Raw genomic sequence first — 18,092 nt, 5'->3', positions numbered from 1 at the left:
ATGAGCAAGGCGGGCGCACTGAAGGTCTACGCCGGATTGCTGCTGCTGTTGGCGCTGCAGTCGCTGTGTGCAACGTTCTGGCCCCGACAGGGCGGTGTGGTCATGCTCGCCGCCGGTGCGCAGTTCCTGCTGTCGTTGCTGTTCTACCTAGGGCTTTACCGTCACCGCGGTTGGGCGCGCCTGTTTGGCTGGGTGTACCTGCTGTGGCTGCTGGTGATGGTGGTGTTTATCCTCGGTGAATCAGCCACCCGCTGAACTCAGGCGCACCGGCACCGACTTGGCCGCCGGCACTTTACTGCGTTCGGCGTGGTGCCAGAGCGGCACCAGCGGGTTGCACTCCGGGTAGTAGGCGGCGGCGCAGCCTTCGGGAATATCGTAGGCAATGATTTCGAACGGGCCGACCTGACGCTTTACCTCCGGCTCGATGGCGGTGGTCAACAGCACCTGCTCGCCGACCTTGAACCCCAGGCGCACGATGTCGTTGCAATGCATGAAAATCACTTCGCGCGTGCCGCTGACCCCGCGAAAACGGTCGTCATACCCATAGATGGTGGTGTTGAACTGGTCATTGCTGCGCAGCGTCATCAGTTGCAGCACGTCGCGCGCCGGTTCGGCGAGGTTGACGTCATCGTCTTCGGCCAGCGTCACGGGGGTGATGAACTGCGCCTTGCCCGTCGGGGTCAGCCATTCGCGTTGCGCGGCGGCAATCGGCCTGTGGAAACCGCCGGGCTCAGCCATGCGGGTTTCCATGTCATGAAAAATCTGCGGGTAGATCGTGCCGATGGCGGTCCTGACCGTCGAGTAATCGTCGCTCCAGGCTTGCCAGTCGATGCGGTTACCGGGCGCCAAGGCGGCCATGGCCAGGCCGGCGACGATGCTGGCTTCGGCGCGCACCTGCGGGCCGACCGGTTCGGCGCTGCCGTGCCAGCCGTGGATGCAACCGGTGCTGTCCTCGGTGGTGTAGGTTTGCGCCACGCCTTTTTGCCGGTCAATTTCTATGCGCCCCAGGCACGGCAGCAGCCACATATTTCGGGCGGGCAGCAGGTGGGTGCGATTGAGTTTGGTGGCGACCTGCACATTCAGTTCCAGCCCTTGCCACGCCGGCTCCATACGCGAGGTGTCGGGTATCGCCCGCAGGAAATTGCCGCCCAGCCCGATGAACCCGCGCACCTGTCCCTGCAGAATGCCTTCGCAGGCGTCCACGGTGCACAGGCCCTTTTGCGCCGGGACCTTGAAGCCGAAGTGCCGCTCGATCAGGTCCGCCGGGACCTTTTTCGGGTCTTCGGTGATACCCACGGTGCGCTGGCCCTGCACATTGGAATGGCCGCGCACCGGGCAGATGCCGGCGCCGGGTTTGCCGATATTGCCGCGCATCAGCATCAGGTTCACCAGCATCTGCACATTCGCCACCCCGTGCCGGTGCTGGGTCAGGCCCATGCCATAGACGAACATCACCCGTTGGCTGCTGGCGTACACCGTGGCGGCGGCTTCGAGTGCGCCGCGCGTGAGCCCGCTTTTGTGCTCCAGTTGCGGCCACGTGCAGTCACGCACGTAGGTGGTGAACGCCTCGAAACCTTCGGTGTGGGTGGCGATGAAGTCGTAGTCGAGCATGGCCGGTGTGCCGCGTTCAGTGGCGCAGTCATCCATTTCCAGCAGCGCCTTGGCGATGCCGGTGATGGCGGCCGTGTCCCCGCCGATCGCCACCTGGTGGTATTGGGTACTGATCAGGGTCGACTCGGGCGTGAGCATTTCGCTGGGCGATTGCGGATTGACGAAGCGCTCCAGCCCGCGCTCGCGCAAAGGGTTGAAGGTGATGATCGGCACGTCGCGCCGGCGCACGTCCTGCAATTGATGCAGCATGCGCGGGCTGTTACTGCCGACGTTTTGGCCGAAGAAAAACAGGCAGTCGGTGTGCTCGAAGTCGTCCAGGGTTACCGTGCCGACCGGCACGCCGATGCTTTCCTGCAAGCCGACTGAGGTGCTCTCGTGGCACATGTTGGAACTGTCGGGCAGGTTGTTGGTGCCGTAGGCCCGGGCGAATAACTGGTACATGAACGAGGTTTCCAGCGAGGCGCGCCCGGAGGCATAGAACACCACGCTGTCGGGCTCCATCGCCTTGAGCTGCACGCCAATTGCCTGATAGGCCTCGTCCCACGACGTCTCACGGTAGCGGTCGCTCTGCGGGTCATAACGCAACGGATGGGTCAGGCGGCCCTGTTGCTCAAGCGCATAGTCGGGCCAGTCGCGTAATTCACTGAGGGTGTGTGCGGCAAAAAACGCCGGGTCGGTCTTCATTGAGGTCAGCTCCCAGGCAGTGGCCTTGGCGCCGTTCTCGCAGAACTCCAACGCATGCGGGCGACCGGGTTTGGCCCAGGCGCAGCTGACGCAAGCGAACCCGTCGGGCTTGTTTTGCTTGAGCAGCGCAACGGGCGCCTTGATCAGGGCCTGTTCGCGCCACAGGATCTGCATCACCGATTTGGCCGAGCCCCAGCCTCCGCTCGCGTGGGTGTAGGGCTGGAAATGGGTCTTGGGATGAATGAGCATCGTGGCACTCCCGGGCGCTGGCTGGATAACCTTGGGACGGGCCGTCAGGGCAAAGGTTCGAGCGGAATGCCGGACGGGAGGTGCCGTTTGTCTGCGCTGCGCAACACCGAGTGAACCCATGGCCGCCGAGCGTCCTCCACACCCCTGTGTGTTCTGAAAAGACGAAGAGGTAAGTGGCATGAAAGCAATCAGGATTGAGCAATTTGGCGGCCCCGAGGTCATGCACGTACGCGAGGTCGAGGTGCCGGAACCCAAGGCGGGTGAGTTGCTGGTCAGGAATGTCTTTGTGGGTATCAACCCCGTGGACTACAAGATTCGCGAGGGTCAGTACCCTGAGGTCAAGCAGGACAAATTGCCGCTGACGTTGGGCCGGGAAGTCGCCGGGGTGATTGAAAAGGTTGGGCAAGGCGTCAGTGGTTTCAAGCCGGGCGACCGCGTGTTTGCCATGATCGGTGCCGACGGCGGTTATGCCGAGTACTCGCGGGTGCCTGCCGAGCATCTGGCGCTGATCCCTGAAGGCCTCGATTGGCCGTCCGCTGCCGGCGTGCCGCTGGCCGGGCACACTGCCTGGCAGGCCTTGGTCGAGCACGGTCAGCTCGAGCAAGGGCAAAAGGTGTTGATCCATGGAGGCACCGGTGGCGTCGGCCATTTCGCGGTGCAATTTGCCAAGGTCAAGGGCGCCGAAGTGTATGCCACCGCATCCACTGACAGCCTGCCGTTCCTGCGCGAGCTGGGCGTCGAACGCGCCATTGATTACAAGACCGAACGGTTCGAGGACATCTGCAAGGACTTCGACCTGGTTATCGATTTGATCGGCGGCGACACCCAAGCGCGTTCATGGCAGGTGCTTGGCGAGGGCGGGCGATTGGTCTCGACCCTGACCATGCCCGATGCGCACCATCCCCAAGCGGCAGGCAAGACCGGCACACGGTTCACCGCCGACCCGCGCGGTGAGGAACTGACCGAGATCGCCGGGCTGATCGCGGCGGGCAATGTGCAGGTGTATGTGGCCAAGACATTTGAACTGGAAGAGGCCAAGCAAGCATTGGACTTCCTTGCTAACGGACACGTGCACGGCAAAGTTGTATTGCACGTCAGCGATTGAGGAGGTGGTATGAGCGAGCATTCAAAACCCATCCCAGGCACCCATGCCGGGCAAAAAGTACGCCCTGAAACGGCCAAACGAAACGACAAATCGGAAAACCCGAATGTCGACCGCCCTTGGAAAGTCGAGACCGAGCAGGGCGGCGTTGCCCCTGGCGGGCCTTCGAAAGACCCAGAGTCAGGGGCGTGACACCACGCTGGCGCGCCAGCCCTGTTTTCGGCAGGGCTGGCCGTTCATTTGCGCTTCGCGCGGTTAATACGCATCCACTCTTGGTACGCGGCGGTACGTTGCGCGTCCGCAATCTTCTTGGCCTCGATAAAGCGTGCCCAGGTGTGCGCATCACCTTGGTAGGTCCCGATAATTTTGTAGGCTATTGCATCCAGCCTATCGGCCTCGAAAAACATTTGGTGGGTGCGCGCCATTTCGTCATTCCAGGCCTGCCGGGATGTGTAACTGAGTAGTTGACCGCTCATTGCGATACACCCTCCGTCCACCGGATCGCTGCCGCGCCGCGCCAGTGCACGTCAGTGATGCCGTATTTTTCGGCCATCGGTTTGGAGACACGTTTGAGTTTTTGCTGGCCAAACTTAGGTATGACCGCGACGCCGGCATCGCAACTGGCCCAATGCCAGGCTTCGCCGTTGTCCATGCCCTGCGCCCGCACGATGAACGACTTGCGCTCACCGTGCAGTTGATAGCTGATCGTAAATAATTCGTTGTGGTTCATGAGGCCTCCTTATGCTCATGAACTACAGATTTTTGGCGTCAAAAAAAATTCAAAGAAATTGTTCGACAATTCGATGAGCGACACGACCTGCGAAAACCATCAGTCGTCCACCGTGAACGTCACCCAGCCCGGGCCAGTGTTCGGTCGTTCAATTTCGGCAATTACACCGCTCACGGAAGAGCCGTCGGGCAAGTTGACCGTGACAAAGTTGGGGTTGCCGGGCCAGTCGAGCGGGATCTCGAAGCTCAACCGCGCAAGCGTGGGTTTGCCGCTGCTGGTCAGGTGGATCGAGACGGACGCGTTCAGGCGTTCATCCGATTGTGTTCCCAGGTGCCGTGAGGCGGTAATCACACTGGCACTACCTTGGTAATCGTAAGGCATTAGGGCTACCTCATTTAACGAGAGCGGTCATTGTTGATGTTTGTTAGTTGATTGATAGGTGCGCGCAATCGCAACGCCGCCCAGTAACAACGCAGCGCCAACTGCTATGAGCAGAAAGGGCGCGGGTCGGTTGGCTTGGCGCCATCCCCCCTCTACCCGGCGTTGCCCCGCGGAAGCGCTAAACAGGTTGCCCGACGAGGTATCGGCTTGGGGGCTACGACCCAGCGCGAAGCGCGTCAGCCAGCCGGAAAGCTGTGCGAAGCCCGGCACCAGGAAGTGTGCAACCCGAGCAGCTATTGCAGCGCCGCCCACGGTGGTGCTTTTGCGAGGCTGGAGCGCACAGGCAACCATCGCCTCTGCCACCTGCTGAGGGTCATACACTGGGGATGGCGACTTCAGTGCATGACCAGTGAAGTTGGCGCCATCCCGAAAGCCTGGCGTGTCCATCACCGCCAGGTAAATGTCGCACACGTGAATATTCGGCAGCCCTGTCAACTCTGCGCGCAGCGCTTCGCTGAGGCCACGCAGGCCGTATTTACTCGCCGAATAGGCGACGGCGTAGGGCTGGGCAACCCAACTACCGAGTGACAGTGTGTTGATCAGGATGCCGGCCTTTTGTGCCTTGAAATACGGCCATGCCACGTAGGCACCGCGCATGTAACCCAGCAAGTCTGTCTGCAGCACCTGTTCGTGGGCTGCCAGGGGCGTGTCTTCAAAGCTGCCTACGGCGCCCACGCCGGCGTTGTTGATCCAGATATCGATACGGCCATGACCGAACGCAGCGGCCTTGGAGGCCAGGGCCCTCATCTGATCGCTGTGGATCACGTCGGTCTTGACCGCAACCGCCTCGGCGCCGCGTGCGGCACATTCTTCGACGACGTTGGCCAGCGCGCTGTCGTCCCGGGCGGCAAGCACCAGACGTGCGCCTTGCTCGGCGAAGGCGTGCGCGGCGGCACGGCCAATCCCGCTGGAGGCACCCGTAATCACTACGGTCTTACCGAGCAGTTGCCCGCTTATTTTAGCCGGGGTGTGTGAGAACTCGGGGTGATCGCTGGGAGGCTGCACATGCACCTGCGCGGTATGCAACTTCAGCCGCGCGCCATCGTTCATTAACAGGGTCAGGTCATCGATAACGCCTGTGACCCGGTCTGGAAAAACCGGTTCTCCCGACGCATCGAGTTCGTCGTACAAAAACGTCTGGCCTTCCAGCCACCCGACCGCCGTCATCAGTTCCGGGCCGAGGTAGTATTTTCCATCGAGGAAAAACCCGCCGAAATTGTGGGTTCGCTCCAGGTTGTGCACAGCATACCGTTCGCCGGGCTTCATGCCGGTTGCTGAGTCGATCATCACGACATCCTCCATTCACGTGTTTTGCGATAGAGAAGGCGGCGTAAATGATCGTTCCATCGGAATGACCGAAAGGCACTGTCAGTGGGCGTGCGGCGGCGCGGTCGGGTCGACGATCTGAATGATGTTGCCCTGACGCCAGGCATCTGCGCCTGGCGCAATGGGCGGTGCGACGATGTCTGTGCGTGCCTGTTTTTTCCGGGCGCTGTCGATCCCCATCCGCTGGTCCCGCTCAGCGACCATGTGTGCGTCCGCCTGCCCATCGGCGGTGAAGCCCATCATCAGTTGAGGCATGCCCAAGGGCAGGCGTTTGTTGAGGTCGGTATGCCAGGTGTGCCAGGTTTTGCCGTAGGTATGCACCAGCTTTTCCATCAGGGCATGCTCGGCTACCGCAGGGATCCCTGGTGCGACCAGTTGACCCGATTTCACTTCATGCACATGGCTGTGCCACAACGCTTTCTCCGGCGTGGGCAGGCCTTTGAACAGCGCTTCACTGATGATGTATTCCACACCCATCAGCTTGGCGTCCTTGCGATTGCCGTCATAGATCACACACTGGATCACCTCCTCGTTGAGAATCGCGCAGTAATGATGGGCTTCCATCTGCACATCGGGATGCCCGTTGTAGAAGTGGAAACCATCCAGGTAGGCGTTCAGTGCGTCTATCGGCGGACGCGACTGCAACAGGGCGGCGCCGGCCTCCAGCGTTTGTGTGCTTGGGGTTTCAGGCTTGCCGGGTGCTTCGACGTTTGAGGGTGAAGTGTTGCCGGCGCATGCGCTGAGCAGGGCAAGGAGCGCGGCCAGGCAAAGTGAGGCGGCAGCCCGCGGCGTTCCAGTGTCAAGCCTCATAGGTTCCATCCTGTTGCGTGCGTTCAAATTGAAAGGTTAAAGCCGGCCCTAACCGCCTACTGTTCGCGCAGCTTGGGTGCGCAGGGTTAGCCGGTACGTCGACCTATCCAAAGGCCGCGATACGTCTCGTCATCACCCTTTACGGGACTTTGATCAGGAAACGGCAGCTGTTTGATCCTCGCCAACTGCGCCTGGCTGGGCGCTTCGCGACAGATGTCCGCATGCTGGCCCGGCGGGTAAGCGCCTACCACCAGGAAGTTTTCGCTGGCGCTGATATTGCGGTGCCCGGTCCCGACGGGCAGCAGCAGGACATCTCCAGTGCGCACCTCCAGAACATGCCCGTTAAGGCCACCAAGCATCAGTTGGGCATGGCCTGTCGCGATACCAAGCACCTCATGCCCTTCGGTATGGTAGTGGTGATAGTCATAAACCCGACTGCGCCACTTGGGCGGCCAGCCCTGAGTGGTGAACATTTCCTCAAAGCGCGTGGCCAGGTCGACGAGCTGTGGTGATAGCACTTGGGTGTACACGAGCACCGGGAGGTCAGAGTTGTTCGGCACGGGGTGATTGGGCTCGAACATCAGGGACGTTGGCGTCGGTGAATCAGTCTTAGAAACAGTCATCTAAAAACTCCGATTGAGCGTGTGACGGCTATTGGGCTGACTGCCATGTCCACTGCCCGCCGTCTTTTTCACAATCGACTTTGGCCTGTTTGAGATCCTGAGCGGCATAGTGGTAAGTCACCACCCGGGCATTGTTGGGGAGCATAGCCCCGGCATGACCGGGAGCTTTGGACGTTGCATGAGGATTGGCAAGCGCCTCCTGGGTCAACGTGGCCTTGCAACTGGCGGAAAAGTCGCCGGGACATTGGGCAACCCTGGTTTTTTGCGTGGCCAACATGTCAGTGTGTTCGTTGCTACACGACCAATCGATGTCATCTGCCGGCACACCTTCGTAGGCGTAACAGGTGTGTTGTTCAACCATGGGTACCTTGTCACTTTGAGGGCGCGTAACCACATCGCAGCCGGCAGCCAGGGCCGAAGAGGTGGCCAAAACGAACATTAAAGCCATCGATGCCTTCAGCGCAGTGACGGATGACGTTTTCATCGATACTTTCCTCGCAGTTAAGACCGGTTATCCGGCTTGCTGGAGCCTCTCGCTTGCTTGCGGTTGAGCCGGTATGCCGCATAACGTCAATGCGTTGCTGCGGGACATTTTTGCTTTCACGGCTGTATTTCAATTGCCACTAGCAGTTCACCTGGGGGCAATGGTTGCACGTCCTTGATGAGGCCATGGCAGGCAACACCGTCCCATTCGAACGCAATCGTATGGGCATCCTTTAACCGCGAGGGCCATGGCGGAGTCAGCCGCAACTGCCACCCGGAAGCAGTACGCGCGACATGTGCCATGCACTCACAGGTAAGCGCATTCACACCGAACAGTGTGTCTTGAAGGTAGTCGATCTTGATGACCCGCGCGGTGGCTTCAATAAAATCAGACATAAAAAGACCTCGCATTTCTACCCTGTGGACGACAGTCGGGAAGACTGTCTGGACATCACCATTTCTTCCAATATTTCACGGATGAGCCTGGTGACTCCCTGTTCTCCGTGATACCGGGCGCGATCGATGTTGGCGATGGTGAATTGGTCAGCGCCATGTGCCAACACGGTGATGGACAAGGTGCCATCCGGATTGATTTTGCACTTCACCCCGCAATTAGGCAGGCGGGTCGAAAGGGCTATCTCAATTTCCATTTTGGTCAGTGTGTCCATTTGATCACCGTGCTTGAAGATTTGGACACCCCAAGGCTAGCTCAGAATATATTTACGTAAATACTGGCGCGGTGGTGGCACTGGAGTGCGGGCGCCCCTTGTCGAGATCGGGTTAAGTCCGAATATCCAGCTGACTTAAACCTTTCGCGTTCGCGCAGTGTCGATTGCTGAAGACACTTGGCAAGGTGGAGGGGATATCAATGATAGGGGGGTGTGATTTCTGCCCAAAACGTACCTGGCTTCCCTATGCCTACCATGCCCCCCACGGAGTTGAACCTTCCATGAGTTCAGCTCTCAGCCCCGGAAGGGGTGATGTGTGGATCTGATTGACTGGGTGCAATGGCCAGCCATGGTCGTGACGGTCATCTCGGCCTGGTTTATCGGATCTCAACGACCGCGCCGACGCATGATTGCTTTCTGGGGCTTCATCCTCAGCAATGCGCTGTGGGTTGTTTGGGGATGGCACGCAAATGCTTTCGGTCTGATTACGCTCGAGTGCATTTTGCTGGGCATGAACGCTCGCGGGTTCAGGAAAAATCAACGCGGCAACCGGGCCTCCGGTTGAATCGCGATTACTGACTCTGAAAATTCTTCTTAAACCCGCGCAGGTTCATCGAACAGAGGCAGATCTGCAGCACGATCAATGCATAGGCCCCAGCGTAAGCACCCCATATAACCCAAAGAATATTGCTCAATATGAAGCAGAAGAACCCCGCCATTCTTGTCGCCGGGCGTTGAGAGCCGATAAGCCACGCCGCGACCACTGTTACTGCCATGGCAGGCCACTGAACCCAGTCCAGATAACTCAAGACAACTCCTCCAATCAATCTCCTAACGGTTTAGATGAGAGAGGGACGTACGGGCGAATAATTCAGACTTTTTTGATCGGATCTGAGAATTACCGCTCGTCAGGCTGCAGGTGGATTTCTTGAACATACGATTTCCTCTTCCGGACAGATAAACATGCGCTGACGAAAATTCCCTTTCGTCTTGCCTCTGGGAGAACGCAATGAAAGCTATTGTTTACAACGGCCCTCGTGACGTCAGTGTGCAAAATGTACCGGACGCTAAGATCGAAAAGCCTACCGATGTTTTGGTGCGCGTAACCGCCACCAACATCTGCGGATCTGATCTGCACATGTACGAAGGCCGAACCTCGTTTGAAGCTGGAAGAGTTTTTGGGCATGAGAATTTGGGCGAGGTGATTGAAGTTGGTGTAGGGGTTGATCGGGTCAAGATAGGCGACCGAGTTTGCTTGCCGTTCAACATCGGCTGCGGTTTTTGCGAAAATTGTGAGAAGGGCCTGACCGGTTTTTGCCTGACGGCTAACCCAGGGAGTGCCGGTGCGGCCTATGGGTTTGCCGACATGGGACCCTATCAAGGCGGGCAGGCTCAGCTGCTTCGAGTGCCGTACGCCGACTTCAACTGTCTGGTGTTGCCCGATGACGCACAAGAGCGTGAAGAGGACTACGTCATGCTATCTGACATTTTCCCTACGGGTTGGCATGCGACCGAGTTGGCCGGCCTGCTTCCTGGAGAAAGCATCGCCATCTACGGCGCCGGACCGGTGGGATTGATGGCAGCCCATTCAGCCATGATCAAGGGCGCCTCCCAAGTCTTTGTGGTCGATAACCATCCTGACCGTTTGAAGCTGGCCGCTCAGATTGGCGCCACGCCCATCAACTCGCTCGAAAAGGAAGCAGTGGATCAAATATTGAATCTGACCCATGGCAAAGGTACGGATCGCGGCTGTGAGTGTGTGGGTTACCAATGCTGCGATCGCAACGGTCATGAAGTAAATCACCTGACCATGAATAACCTTGTCGCTTCAACCAAAGCCACCGGCGGGATCGGCGTTGTAGGCGTATTCGTTCCGCAGGATCTAGGTGCAAAAAATGAGCTGGCAAAGGCGGGAAAGATGGCCTTCGACTTCGGTGCCTTTTGGTTTAAGGGCCAGCAGATTCGAACCGGCCAGGCCAATGTCAAGGTCTACAACCGCCGCCTTGCCGAGCTCATTCACCATGGACGTGCTAAACCTTCTCAGATCATTTCTCACCGTCTCAAGCTCGCTGAGGGCCCAGATGCTTATAAGCATTTCGACGCACGTGACGATGGCTGGACGAAGGTCGTGCTCAAACCAGCAGTGTGAGCTGATTAGCCAATTCTTTGCCGGCTGGTATCGGAATGGTTTTTTGTGAAGATAAATCTCTTTGCTTACTGAAGTGTATTGAGCGCTTAGAGTCAAGGCAGTTTGAGGGGGGATGTTCAAAAGCCGTCATAAGTTCGCCATTGCGCTCTCGACAATCGGGGGGGGGCAGTGTTTATTGGAAGATCCACTCGTGAGCCGGACAAACTTTCTGTTTCTCCGCTCGCCTTGAGTGGCACAAAGAGGATGTTACGTACTTTTTACCGAGATGCAGAAGGTGCTGAATAAGCTTGCTGGTTTTGATGGCTACTAGCCATTCAAAAATTATTCCGGCTGAGGTGCGTCAACGACCAACGATGGCTGATGCCGTTAAAGGCGCAGGTATGAGTGGAGAACAAGCTGTACCTAGGTGCGACGCGCGAGCGTTCGGCACCTCAGTAGTGGAAAAAAGCACAGCACGCCTAAGTTTATGGTGGCTCGCGCTTAAAGTCGGACTTTGAAAAGTAAGCTAAATGGGGTGCGATGATCGGTCTGAAATCTCGTGCCTTTTATGAACTACTTGCTGGAAGGTGAACGATCATGAAAAGGTTATCTATTTGTTTAGCTTTGTGCAGCGCCTTCATGCTACATGGATGTTTTGACAACGCCGATAACGCAACGAAAGGCAATTCGAGTGGCACGAAGTCTTCTGTACAGATGCAAGAGGGCAGGGCCGATGATAATGAGTAGTGATTGATGGCCCGGGCGGTCGTTAATCGCTTAGGCCAAAGACATATACATCAATTAGTGGTGATTGAGATAAATTGCCTGATTTGGTTAGGCGCTGCTAAACGAGTGATGTGCCCATATTAATGATGAGGCTTTCTTGCCCGAAAGCAGTTGACATTGGCAATGGTATTCGAGAAAACTTTTATCGGTTGGCCTGAACCCGGTTTCGTTTCGGCGCTCTACAGTTTTAGGCGAATTGCTTAGCAACTAGGAGGGTGGAACTATGCCACGTGGGAATAAAGATAAGTACACCGACAAGCAAAAACGTAAAGCAGAACATATTGAAGATAGCTACGTGGCAAACGGGGTGTCCAAAGATCAGGCCGAAAGCCGTGCTTGGGGAACAGTAAATAAACAATCAGGTGGCGGTAACCGGAAGGGTGGCTCTGGCCAGAAGACAAGCGGAGCTACAAAAGCTAAAGCCCGAGAATCATCAGTCCTGCGAGCTGCAGCGACACGACGAGCGGTCCCGCGTCCTGATCAGCTATTAGAGGACATGAGCAAAAATGAGCTGATGGACCGAGCTCGTAAACACCGGATAGCAGGACGCTCGACTATGCGTAAAAGTGAACTGATTGACGACTGAATGATGTGCGTTAGGGGGGAGGGGAGCGATGCATTGGAAACGATTTGCAAGTCGACGAACCAGTCTAGGCAGACACAGATATTAACCGTGTCGACGGCAGCCCAGGCAAGATAAAGGTGTCTCCAGATCTGGGGAAGTTATCTTGGAATTTTGGTGTTCTCTTGTGAAGAAGCCAGTTCAAACATGCGCTTTTCAAATGCGACTCGGAACACAATACATAAATTATCCGCGTCGAGTCGGCTTAACTTTCCATGAGCTTCCGAACCCCACAACAGAGCATGCATAGAAAAATCAAGCTTGATTGCCTCTAATCGGCTGGTTGCCGTAGCGATCTTGGAAAGTAACTCGAAGGCTTCTAGGCTGTTTGAATGCAGCTCATTTTTCTCGTCGTTCATGGCTTACTTTCCCTGCATCATGATGCATACGATTGAATGACGAGTGTACGCCCATTTGCACAACACAGTACCAGCCCTTTTTAGCAGGGTGGATGGCGCCCATTCAGACCTGTTGGGAACGTCTCCCAGTCAACACATACACAAGGTCACTTCAATTTTAGCTAATAGAGCAAGATACAAAGCGCTCGACTTCGCTTACTCTCCTCATGCTTATATTGCGTATTTACCAAAACACCGCCCACCTTAGCCAAAGCAGCCTGCGTGTATTCCAATCGCACACGCTCTTCCCTAAGTCGCTTACTAGTATCGCTCATAAACGTCTCTTTTCTAATCGGAAATGCGTCGAACGCTGATCGCTCGTATTCTGATTAATGCCGGTCAGGCGATTTTCAAACTGGGTCATCAAACGCACTATTTTTTCCGTATATAAAAAACCGCGAAGCCCAGTATTTGTTTAGAAAAATCATGATGTTGCGTTTTCGTAATTCAGCGATGAAGGAGAAGTTCCAGCACTCCGTAGTATCTAGAAACTCGTACTGTACTGAGTGTTCGCAATGACTTGCGACTCTCCAGACGACGTCACTCCGGCGCCATCAGCACCGCGAGTGTCATTTTGATGAACTCTTCGTTTTTGCTGATTGTGTCAAGCGCACCGCGAACATTCTCGGCKACKTCAGCAGAYCCGCGATGCTCGACCCAAAGTGTTAGCTCCATGATGGCAGCTYCGAGGGCGAGTTGGTTTTGATTGATCTTGAAAAGCAGGGAAGGGAGCAGGTCTGAATTGGTCATTGGTTATTCTCCGTGTGAGGAMAGCGTAGCAGTAGGRAAATTTGCGATGACCAATTSTCTAAACGTTGCGATTAGRGCCMATTCAAAGTCGTGTTTCCTGAGGTCTACATCGTYGCCGACTACTCAGACCACCAACCTTTYTCTGCCTGTCCGTAGTGTGAGCCACTGAACCAGCTTTCTARCTCTACSTCCAAMGTGGTAATKAATGCCAGATTCCCCTTCAAAGGATCCAAGAGATCAGCCTGCTTGCGAGCCCAGTCGATCCAAGGATTGGGCAGTCTGGACGAACCGACTTTTTCAACAGAATCGGCCATTAGCGGACGATGAACTACGTCCGCTGAACCCGAAACCTGAACATCGGCTTGGCTTAGATTCAAATTCAGATTGAGTAAGTCGGCCTCTCACCCAACCGCGCTACCAACCTGACGAGACAACCGTCAGCAGGATCCTGGACGATGAATTCGCGCCGGCCTACTCCAAGATGGGTTAGATCCTACAACTATAGTTCGGTGGCACGAGGGGAACGTGGCGAGGATCATGATGCAAGAACGGGCGGGAATTATCGTGATGTGTTGTTGGCTGCAATTGGTCGAACAGATTCATGCACGCAGCGCGTCTTTAAGCCGGAGGGCATCGATCAGACACGCTTGCGGATGACCGATAATCGAAGCGCGTCAGGTCATAAAACATTTTTGGGGTGAACCTGCCAGCGGTTCGAATACACATATACTGTGCGTATTGCGAATGGTAGCCGTTTGATATTGCCGATTAAGGGGTGTGTACTCGATGAACAAGACTGATCTGCTTGAGAATTTGAAAGAGACCAGTTACGAAATGACCCGAGGCAATATAGACGAAGCTGTTCTCCTGCATTTCGATTTGGTTATGGAGAACTATCGACAAAAGCCTTCATTCTATAAAAACCTGTTGAAATATGACCGATTCATGGTAGCACTGTCTTTGTTGAGCTTTAGTTATAAAGATGAGCAAGTTCCCTTGTCCAAAGTGAAAGCATTTTGCCAAGAGCGTGGCTATATGTCTCGCAACAGCCTGGACTCATATTGCTCGTTTTTATCTATCGCCGGATATCTGGATGTCCGGTTACATGTCCAGGACGGACGCCAACGTAGCTTCCGACCCACGGATAAAGCGCTGTGCAATACCGCGCAGCTAATCAAATCGTATCTACTGCCTTCGCAGATGATCTCTCCATACGACAGTTGGTTGTCGGGCCTGGGGAAAAGTGCGGATCTATTGCGCGTTTTTTTTCGAGGATTTGCCAGAATACTTGAAGGCGACTTCCTGCTCGACAAGCTTTTGCCTGAAGCGAAATGGATTCTCAACCGGGATGGCGGTCACCTGCCGATGCTCGCACTCTATGCTGATGCCTTGCGCAACGGCTCGTTAGAGACTGGCTACAAAGTATCCTCTTACGTTGAGCTTTCATCGCGTCTGGGCGTATCCAAAACACACATGCAGCGCATGATCAAGGAAGGCCAGTTACACGGCTATTTCAAATGCGATAAACGCTTGGTGGAGTTGAGCTCAGCCTTTCTCGAACTGATGCGGCGGGCCATGTCAATTTACTTCGCAGTTGCACGGGTCAGCATGGAACTGGGAGTTGATGAAAGCGAAGTGGAAAACAAGTCTGGCGGTATTTGCATTATTTGTGGACGCTAGCCCCAATAAGTTCGTTTGTTATTTAACCTTCCCTCTCGGGATCGACTTAAACACTGAGCAATGTCTTTTTCTGTTGTAATTGTTTATACCGGAGTTCAGCGTGTTTAATCGCCAGATAAAGAATGCTCTTTTTGCCTGCCAAGAGGAACTGTCCCTGTCGCTCGGTACAGTTGCCGGTATCGAAGCGGTTTTTCTTTCAATACGTGTCGATGGTGCTGGTCGGATTATCTCGGCCAACCAGCGGTTTGCGCAAACGCTGGGATACTCGCTGGAACAGCTTTCAAATATGGCAATGAGTAACATCAACACGGAACCGCAGAATGATTTTGCACCCAACCTGTGCGCCATCCAACGGCAACGCTATCGTGCCTCCGACGGCCGTGCTGTGACACTCAATGTAGGTTGGATCGCTGCAGCGAACCGGACGTTTCAAGGCTACGGCATGGTTGCACCACCTCTGGCGCAAGACGAACAGGAGGTCATCGAAATGTTCAACGCACTGAACCGCTCGATGGCGATGATTCAGTTCAGTCTCGCGGGTGAGGTCATTTACGCCAATGAATCGTTCGTCCAGGCCATGGGTTATAGCCTTGCGGAGATACAGGGCAAGCATCACCGCCTGTTCTGCCTGGCGGAGGACGTGGCGTCGGCGCATTACGCCGAGTTCTGGAAGAGTCTGAACAAGGGCGTGTTTAACGCTGGTCGCTTTCGCCGGGTAGATAAAAGCGGAAAAGTGGTGTGGCTAGAGGCCACTTACAATCCCATCAGAGACGCTTCCGGTCGGGTTTATAAAATTGCCAAATTCGCTAGTGTAGTGACCGAGCAAGTTGAAAAAGCCGACCAAATCAAACAAGCAGCGACCATGGCTTACGACGTGTCGCTAGATACCGATGTAAAAGCTAACCGAGGTATGGAATTGGTCGCCGACTCCGTACTTGGAACACAGAATATCGCCCAACAGATGGCCTTGGTGACCGACAGCATGACCGCGCTTGAATCGCAGTCGCAGTTGATCGGTTCCATCGTCGACACGATTGGCGCCATTGCCACTCAGACCAATCTTTTAGCGCTTAACGCCGCTATCGAAGCTGCACGCGCTGGAGTGCATGGGCGAGGATTCGCTGTTGTGGCGGATGAAGTGCGCAAGCTCGCCGGCAGTACCAGTGCAGCCACGCGGGAGATTAACGGCGTGGTCAGGCAAAACCGAGAATTGGCCGGCGCAGCAGCGTTGCATGTCCAGTGCAGCAGAGACCAAGCCGACGTTTTATTGGAACTGTCCGAACAGGCAGGTATGGCGATGGTGGCTATCCAGTCAGGCGCAAAGCAAGTCGTGAAAGCCATTGGCAGAGTCACCAGCGACCTGCATTGAATGCTCTATCTGCGTCGCGGTAACGCCTCTTCGTTGATGGTGAAAGCAATATGAAAGTTTTTGCGTGCAGTCTTTTCCGATTGATAACAGGAGTATAGATGCCGAAATACACTTAAGTCATTGGTCACACGTTCACGTCACATTCAGGCCGTTTCGGAAAAGGAGTTTAGGGATGCCGGCGATTTTCAAAATCCGACCAAGAATGCGAACGCTGCTGTCACCAGCGGTTACCAAGATTGAAATGGCAGGAATTGTTTCCTGGCTTTGCGTTTTGCTGATTGAGCCTGCGACAACGTTAAATCTACCCAACCTATTGGTCACAACATTGTTGTTTGTTATTTGGTACGTCCATCGCGTAGTTGCTGATTTCCGCATATGGAGAATGCTTGGCGGCGTCTATATATTGATTTTGTCACTCGGTTTTGCATATGTGATTGACACCGATGTGCAGTTACGCGTCTTTACGCTGCCCCTTGCTGTGATCATCGTTGTAAGCAGTGCTATCTTATTCGTCACAGTTCAGGACTATCTTTTTTCTACATTACTGGTCTGGATGCTGATGTGGCCCACTTTGGACGTTGGCTTTTACCGGGGACTGGAAGTTTATGTGGTGATTTTTTGCGTTGCCTCCATGTCCATTGGTTTTACTCTTAGCTTTACCTTTTTAAGAAGCATGCGGTCGGTATTGTTGGTCGAAAGTGAGTTCAGGACATTGGCGGAGACAGACTTTCTCACCTCCTTACTTAACCGGCGGGCCTTTATAGAGACCTTCAAAAAGGCATTGGCTGAAGGTCCTAGCGGCTACTTCATAATGTTGGACATTGACGACTTTAAATTAAAAAACGATCAGTACGGTCACGATGTCGGCGACAAGATTTTGTGTGCCATGGCCGGGTGCCTGAAAACCACCGCTGGCAGCCACAGTGTCGGACGGATTGGAGGTGAGGAGTTCGGTGTCTTGTTGTTGGGCGAAGATGATGCGGTTGCTAATGAATATGCGTTGCGCCTGCTGGCCAACATCCGTAGCAGCGTATTGCCTCCGCATCAATTCACTTGCAGCGCGGGCGTCGCGCCGTTCCGAGCGACATCGGACATGTCAACGGTGCTCAAATGCGCCGACAGCAATATGTATAAAGCCAAGCATGATGGTAAGGATCGGGTGTTTCAGGATGGAAGGCAGGTCAAACCGCTACTTCCTGTAACTACGTAATTAAGGTTTGACTGGAGGACGTCTGTGAAAATCGTTTTCGAAGAAATCGAATCTCCCCCTTGCTGCTTGCTTACGCTGGGCACCTTCACTTTGATGTTCCATAACCGTTCTGAGGCTGAAAGCTTTCTGAAGCTTATTATGGGATGAAATACATCGCTTAGCCCCCATCGCTGAGCGTCTGCTTTTGGCCGATTGTTGCCTTTTGTCAACAGATAATGGCAGTCTGAGGAGGGTGACAGCGGTCGAGTTGCAGAAGCGTTTTTCAGGCAGTTACCCAACGGGATAGTTTGGATACTTTCGCCCACGGAGGAATTAGGCGCCGCGCGGCATGTGTCCCCCAGACGACATCACTCCGGCGCCATCAGCAACGCCAGTGTCATTTTGATGAACTCTTCGTTTTTGCTGATTGTGTCAAGCGCACC

The 18,092-nt window shown here is 55.1% G+C and carries 21 protein-coding genes and 3 pseudogenes; 10 read left to right on the top strand and 14 right to left on the bottom strand.

Annotated features, from left to right (window positions below; translation table 11 throughout):
• Entirely contained in the window at window positions 1-255 is a 255-nt protein-coding gene (locus A462_RS04680; protein ID WP_008438642.1) for a hypothetical protein, read from the top strand.
• Here the strand turns inward: A462_RS04680 and A462_RS04685 are convergent.
• Entirely contained in the window at window positions 241-2,544 is a 2,304-nt protein-coding gene (locus tag A462_RS04685) for an FdhF/YdeP family oxidoreductase (protein ID WP_008438641.1), read from the bottom strand. The genes A462_RS04680 and A462_RS04685 overlap by 15 nt on opposite strands.
• A 178-nt stretch (window positions 2,545-2,722) precedes the next feature.
• Between A462_RS04685 and A462_RS04690 the strand changes: the two genes are divergently transcribed.
• On the top strand, window positions 2,723-3,649 hold the full coding sequence (locus tag A462_RS04690; protein WP_008438639.1) for an NADP-dependent oxidoreductase: 927 nt from the start codon (window positions 2,723-2,725) through the stop codon (window positions 3,647-3,649).
• Window positions 3,650-3,658: 9 nt separating this feature from the next.
• Entirely contained in the window at window positions 3,659-3,838 is a 180-nt protein-coding gene (locus tag A462_RS34485) for a hypothetical protein (RefSeq protein WP_157222883.1), read from the top strand.
• Window positions 3,839-3,882: 44 nt separating this feature from the next.
• Here A462_RS34485 and A462_RS04695 read toward each other — a convergent pair whose 3' ends face one another.
• The 9 genes from A462_RS04695 to A462_RS04735 all read right to left on the bottom strand — a co-directional run bounded on the left by A462_RS04695 (window position 3,883) and on the right by A462_RS04735 (window position 8,727).
• On the bottom strand, window positions 3,883-4,122 hold the full coding sequence (locus A462_RS04695) for a hypothetical protein (RefSeq protein WP_008438629.1): 240 nt from the start codon (window positions 4,120-4,122) through the stop codon (window positions 3,883-3,885).
• Window positions 4,119-4,376: a DUF6555 family protein gene (locus A462_RS04700; RefSeq protein WP_008438628.1), complete on the bottom strand. Its 258-nt coding sequence runs from the start codon at window positions 4,374-4,376 to the stop codon at window positions 4,119-4,121. Before A462_RS04700 ends, A462_RS04695 begins: the two co-directional genes overlap by 4 nt.
• Window positions 4,377-4,475: 99 nt before the next feature.
• The gene (locus A462_RS04705; protein ID WP_008438627.1) at window positions 4,476-4,757 is read right to left on the bottom strand and encodes a hypothetical protein; all 282 of its coding nucleotides are present in this window, start codon (window positions 4,755-4,757) and stop codon (window positions 4,476-4,478) included.
• Between the two features lie 27 nt (window positions 4,758-4,784).
• Window positions 4,785-6,104, bottom strand: coding sequence for an SDR family oxidoreductase (locus tag A462_RS04710; RefSeq protein WP_008438626.1), 1,320 nt, complete (start codon window positions 6,102-6,104; stop codon window positions 4,785-4,787).
• 81 nt (window positions 6,105-6,185) lie between these two features.
• A complete protein-coding gene (locus A462_RS04715) occupies window positions 6,186-6,953 on the bottom strand; it encodes an OBAP family protein (protein WP_008438625.1) in 768 nt (255 codons plus the stop codon).
• Between the two features lie 86 nt (window positions 6,954-7,039).
• Window positions 7,040-7,576, bottom strand: a complete 537-nt coding sequence (locus tag A462_RS04720) for a cupin (protein WP_050550326.1) — start codon at window positions 7,574-7,576, stop codon at window positions 7,040-7,042.
• A gap of 28 nt (window positions 7,577-7,604) precedes the next feature.
• Entirely contained in the window at window positions 7,605-8,060 is a 456-nt protein-coding gene (locus A462_RS04725; RefSeq protein WP_008438623.1) for a hypothetical protein, read from the bottom strand.
• A 116-nt stretch (window positions 8,061-8,176) separates the two neighbouring features.
• Window positions 8,177-8,455, bottom strand: a complete 279-nt coding sequence (locus tag A462_RS04730; protein ID WP_008438622.1) for a hypothetical protein — start codon at window positions 8,453-8,455, stop codon at window positions 8,177-8,179.
• Window positions 8,456-8,472: 17 nt separating this feature from the next.
• Window positions 8,473-8,727, bottom strand: a complete 255-nt coding sequence (locus tag A462_RS04735; RefSeq protein ID WP_008438621.1) for a hypothetical protein — start codon at window positions 8,725-8,727, stop codon at window positions 8,473-8,475.
• A 316-nt stretch (window positions 8,728-9,043) separates the two neighbouring features.
• On the opposite strand from A462_RS04735, the gene A462_RS04740 reads away from it, so the two are divergent.
• Entirely contained in the window at window positions 9,044-9,292 is a 249-nt protein-coding gene (locus tag A462_RS04740) for a hypothetical protein (protein WP_008438620.1), read from the top strand.
• 7 nt (window positions 9,293-9,299) lie between these two features.
• Here A462_RS04740 and A462_RS04745 read toward each other — a convergent pair whose 3' ends face one another.
• The gene (locus A462_RS04745) at window positions 9,300-9,536 is read right to left on the bottom strand and encodes a hypothetical protein (RefSeq protein ID WP_008438619.1); all 237 of its coding nucleotides are present in this window, start codon (window positions 9,534-9,536) and stop codon (window positions 9,300-9,302) included.
• A 200-nt stretch (window positions 9,537-9,736) separates the two neighbouring features.
• Between A462_RS04745 and A462_RS04750 the strand changes: the two genes are divergently transcribed.
• Both A462_RS04750 and A462_RS33855 read left to right on the top strand, forming a co-directional pair.
• Window positions 9,737-10,876, top strand: a complete 1,140-nt coding sequence (locus A462_RS04750) for a glutathione-independent formaldehyde dehydrogenase (protein WP_008438617.1) — start codon at window positions 9,737-9,739, stop codon at window positions 10,874-10,876.
• 988 nt (window positions 10,877-11,864) lie between these two features.
• Window positions 11,865-12,227 (top strand): termination factor Rho, encoded by a 363-nt coding sequence (locus tag A462_RS33855; protein ID WP_008438612.1) that lies wholly within the window; start codon window positions 11,865-11,867, stop codon window positions 12,225-12,227.
• A gap of 137 nt (window positions 12,228-12,364) precedes the next feature.
• Here A462_RS33855 and A462_RS04755 read toward each other — a convergent pair whose 3' ends face one another.
• From A462_RS04755 to A462_RS34990, 3 genes and pseudogenes are all read right to left on the bottom strand, one after another.
• Entirely contained in the window at window positions 12,365-12,622 is a 258-nt protein-coding gene (locus A462_RS04755) for a hypothetical protein (RefSeq protein WP_008438611.1), read from the bottom strand.
• Between the two features lie 579 nt (window positions 12,623-13,201).
• Complete coding sequence (locus tag A462_RS04760; protein WP_008438609.1) at window positions 13,202-13,411, bottom strand: hypothetical protein; 210 nt, start codon at window positions 13,409-13,411, stop codon at window positions 13,202-13,204.
• 379 nt (window positions 13,412-13,790) lie between these two features.
• A pseudogene (locus A462_RS34990) lies at window positions 13,791-13,886 on the bottom strand (VOC family protein); the annotation flags it as partial.
• A 311-nt stretch (window positions 13,887-14,197) separates the two neighbouring features.
• On the opposite strand from A462_RS34990, the gene A462_RS04765 reads away from it, so the two are divergent.
• From A462_RS04765 to A462_RS04775, 4 genes and pseudogenes are all read left to right on the top strand, one after another.
• Window positions 14,198-15,091 (top strand): hypothetical protein, encoded by an 894-nt coding sequence (locus A462_RS04765; protein WP_008438607.1) that lies wholly within the window; start codon window positions 14,198-14,200, stop codon window positions 15,089-15,091.
• Between the two features lie 100 nt (window positions 15,092-15,191).
• Window positions 15,192-15,911 (top strand): annotated as a pseudogene (locus tag A462_RS35330) (PAS domain-containing protein); the annotation flags it as partial.
• Between the two features lie 183 nt (window positions 15,912-16,094).
• Window positions 16,095-16,460, top strand: a pseudogene (locus A462_RS35325) (methyl-accepting chemotaxis protein); the annotation flags it as partial.
• 172 nt (window positions 16,461-16,632) lie between these two features.
• Complete coding sequence (locus A462_RS04775; protein WP_008438602.1) at window positions 16,633-17,670, top strand: GGDEF domain-containing protein; 1,038 nt, start codon at window positions 16,633-16,635, stop codon at window positions 17,668-17,670.
• Window positions 17,671-18,092 lie beyond the last annotated feature (422 nt).

It is taken from the genome of Pseudomonas sp. Ag1 (assembly GCF_000278565.1).
Lineage (GTDB): Bacteria > Pseudomonadota > Gammaproteobacteria > Pseudomonadales > Pseudomonadaceae > Aquipseudomonas.
The sequence above is the reverse complement of the archived record's forward strand: the minus strand, read 5'-3'. Positions and strand labels throughout refer to the sequence as shown.

What these genes read in the sequence shown, in the direction of transcription:
- A462_RS04735 (WP_008438621.1), bottom strand. Translation starts at nt 8,727, where the DNA reads ATGGACACACTGACCAAAATGGAAATTGAGATAGCCCTTTCGACCCGC.
- A462_RS04765 (WP_008438607.1), top strand. Translation starts at nt 14,198, where the DNA reads ATGAACAAGACTGATCTGCTTGAGAATTTGAAAGAGACCAGTTACGAA.
- A462_RS04695 (WP_008438629.1), bottom strand. Translation starts at nt 4,122, where the DNA reads ATGAGCGGTCAACTACTCAGTTACACATCCCGGCAGGCCTGGAATGAC.
- A462_RS04690 (WP_008438639.1), top strand. Translation starts at nt 2,723, where the DNA reads ATGAAAGCAATCAGGATTGAGCAATTTGGCGGCCCCGAGGTCATGCAC.
- A462_RS04705 (WP_008438627.1), bottom strand. Translation starts at nt 4,757, where the DNA reads ATGCCTTACGATTACCAAGGTAGTGCCAGTGTGATTACCGCCTCACGG.
- A462_RS04730 (WP_008438622.1), bottom strand. Translation starts at nt 8,455, where the DNA reads ATGTCTGATTTTATTGAAGCCACCGCGCGGGTCATCAAGATCGACTAC.
- A462_RS04710 (WP_008438626.1), bottom strand. Translation starts at nt 6,104, where the DNA reads ATGATCGACTCAGCAACCGGCATGAAGCCCGGCGAACGGTATGCTGTG.
- A462_RS04720 (WP_050550326.1), bottom strand. Translation starts at nt 7,576, where the DNA reads ATGACTGTTTCTAAGACTGATTCACCGACGCCAACGTCCCTGATGTTC.
- A462_RS04700 (WP_008438628.1), bottom strand. Translation starts at nt 4,376, where the DNA reads ATGAACCACAACGAATTATTTACGATCAGCTATCAACTGCACGGTGAG.
- A462_RS04725 (WP_008438623.1), bottom strand. Translation starts at nt 8,060, where the DNA reads ATGAAAACGTCATCCGTCACTGCGCTGAAGGCATCGATGGCTTTAATG.
- A462_RS04715 (WP_008438625.1), bottom strand. Translation starts at nt 6,953, where the DNA reads ATGAGGCTTGACACTGGAACGCCGCGGGCTGCCGCCTCACTTTGCCTG.
- A462_RS04755 (WP_008438611.1), bottom strand. Translation starts at nt 12,622, where the DNA reads ATGAACGACGAGAAAAATGAGCTGCATTCAAACAGCCTAGAAGCCTTC.
- A462_RS33855 (WP_008438612.1), top strand. Translation starts at nt 11,865, where the DNA reads ATGCCACGTGGGAATAAAGATAAGTACACCGACAAGCAAAAACGTAAA.
- A462_RS04685 (WP_008438641.1), bottom strand. Translation starts at nt 2,544, where the DNA reads ATGCTCATTCATCCCAAGACCCATTTCCAGCCCTACACCCACGCGAGC.
- A462_RS04680 (WP_008438642.1), top strand. Translation starts at nt 1, where the DNA reads ATGAGCAAGGCGGGCGCACTGAAGGTCTACGCCGGATTGCTGCTGCTG.
- A462_RS04750 (WP_008438617.1), top strand. Translation starts at nt 9,737, where the DNA reads ATGAAAGCTATTGTTTACAACGGCCCTCGTGACGTCAGTGTGCAAAAT.
- A462_RS34485 (WP_157222883.1), top strand. Translation starts at nt 3,659, where the DNA reads ATGAGCGAGCATTCAAAACCCATCCCAGGCACCCATGCCGGGCAAAAA.
- A462_RS04775 (WP_008438602.1), top strand. Translation starts at nt 16,633, where the DNA reads ATGCCGGCGATTTTCAAAATCCGACCAAGAATGCGAACGCTGCTGTCA.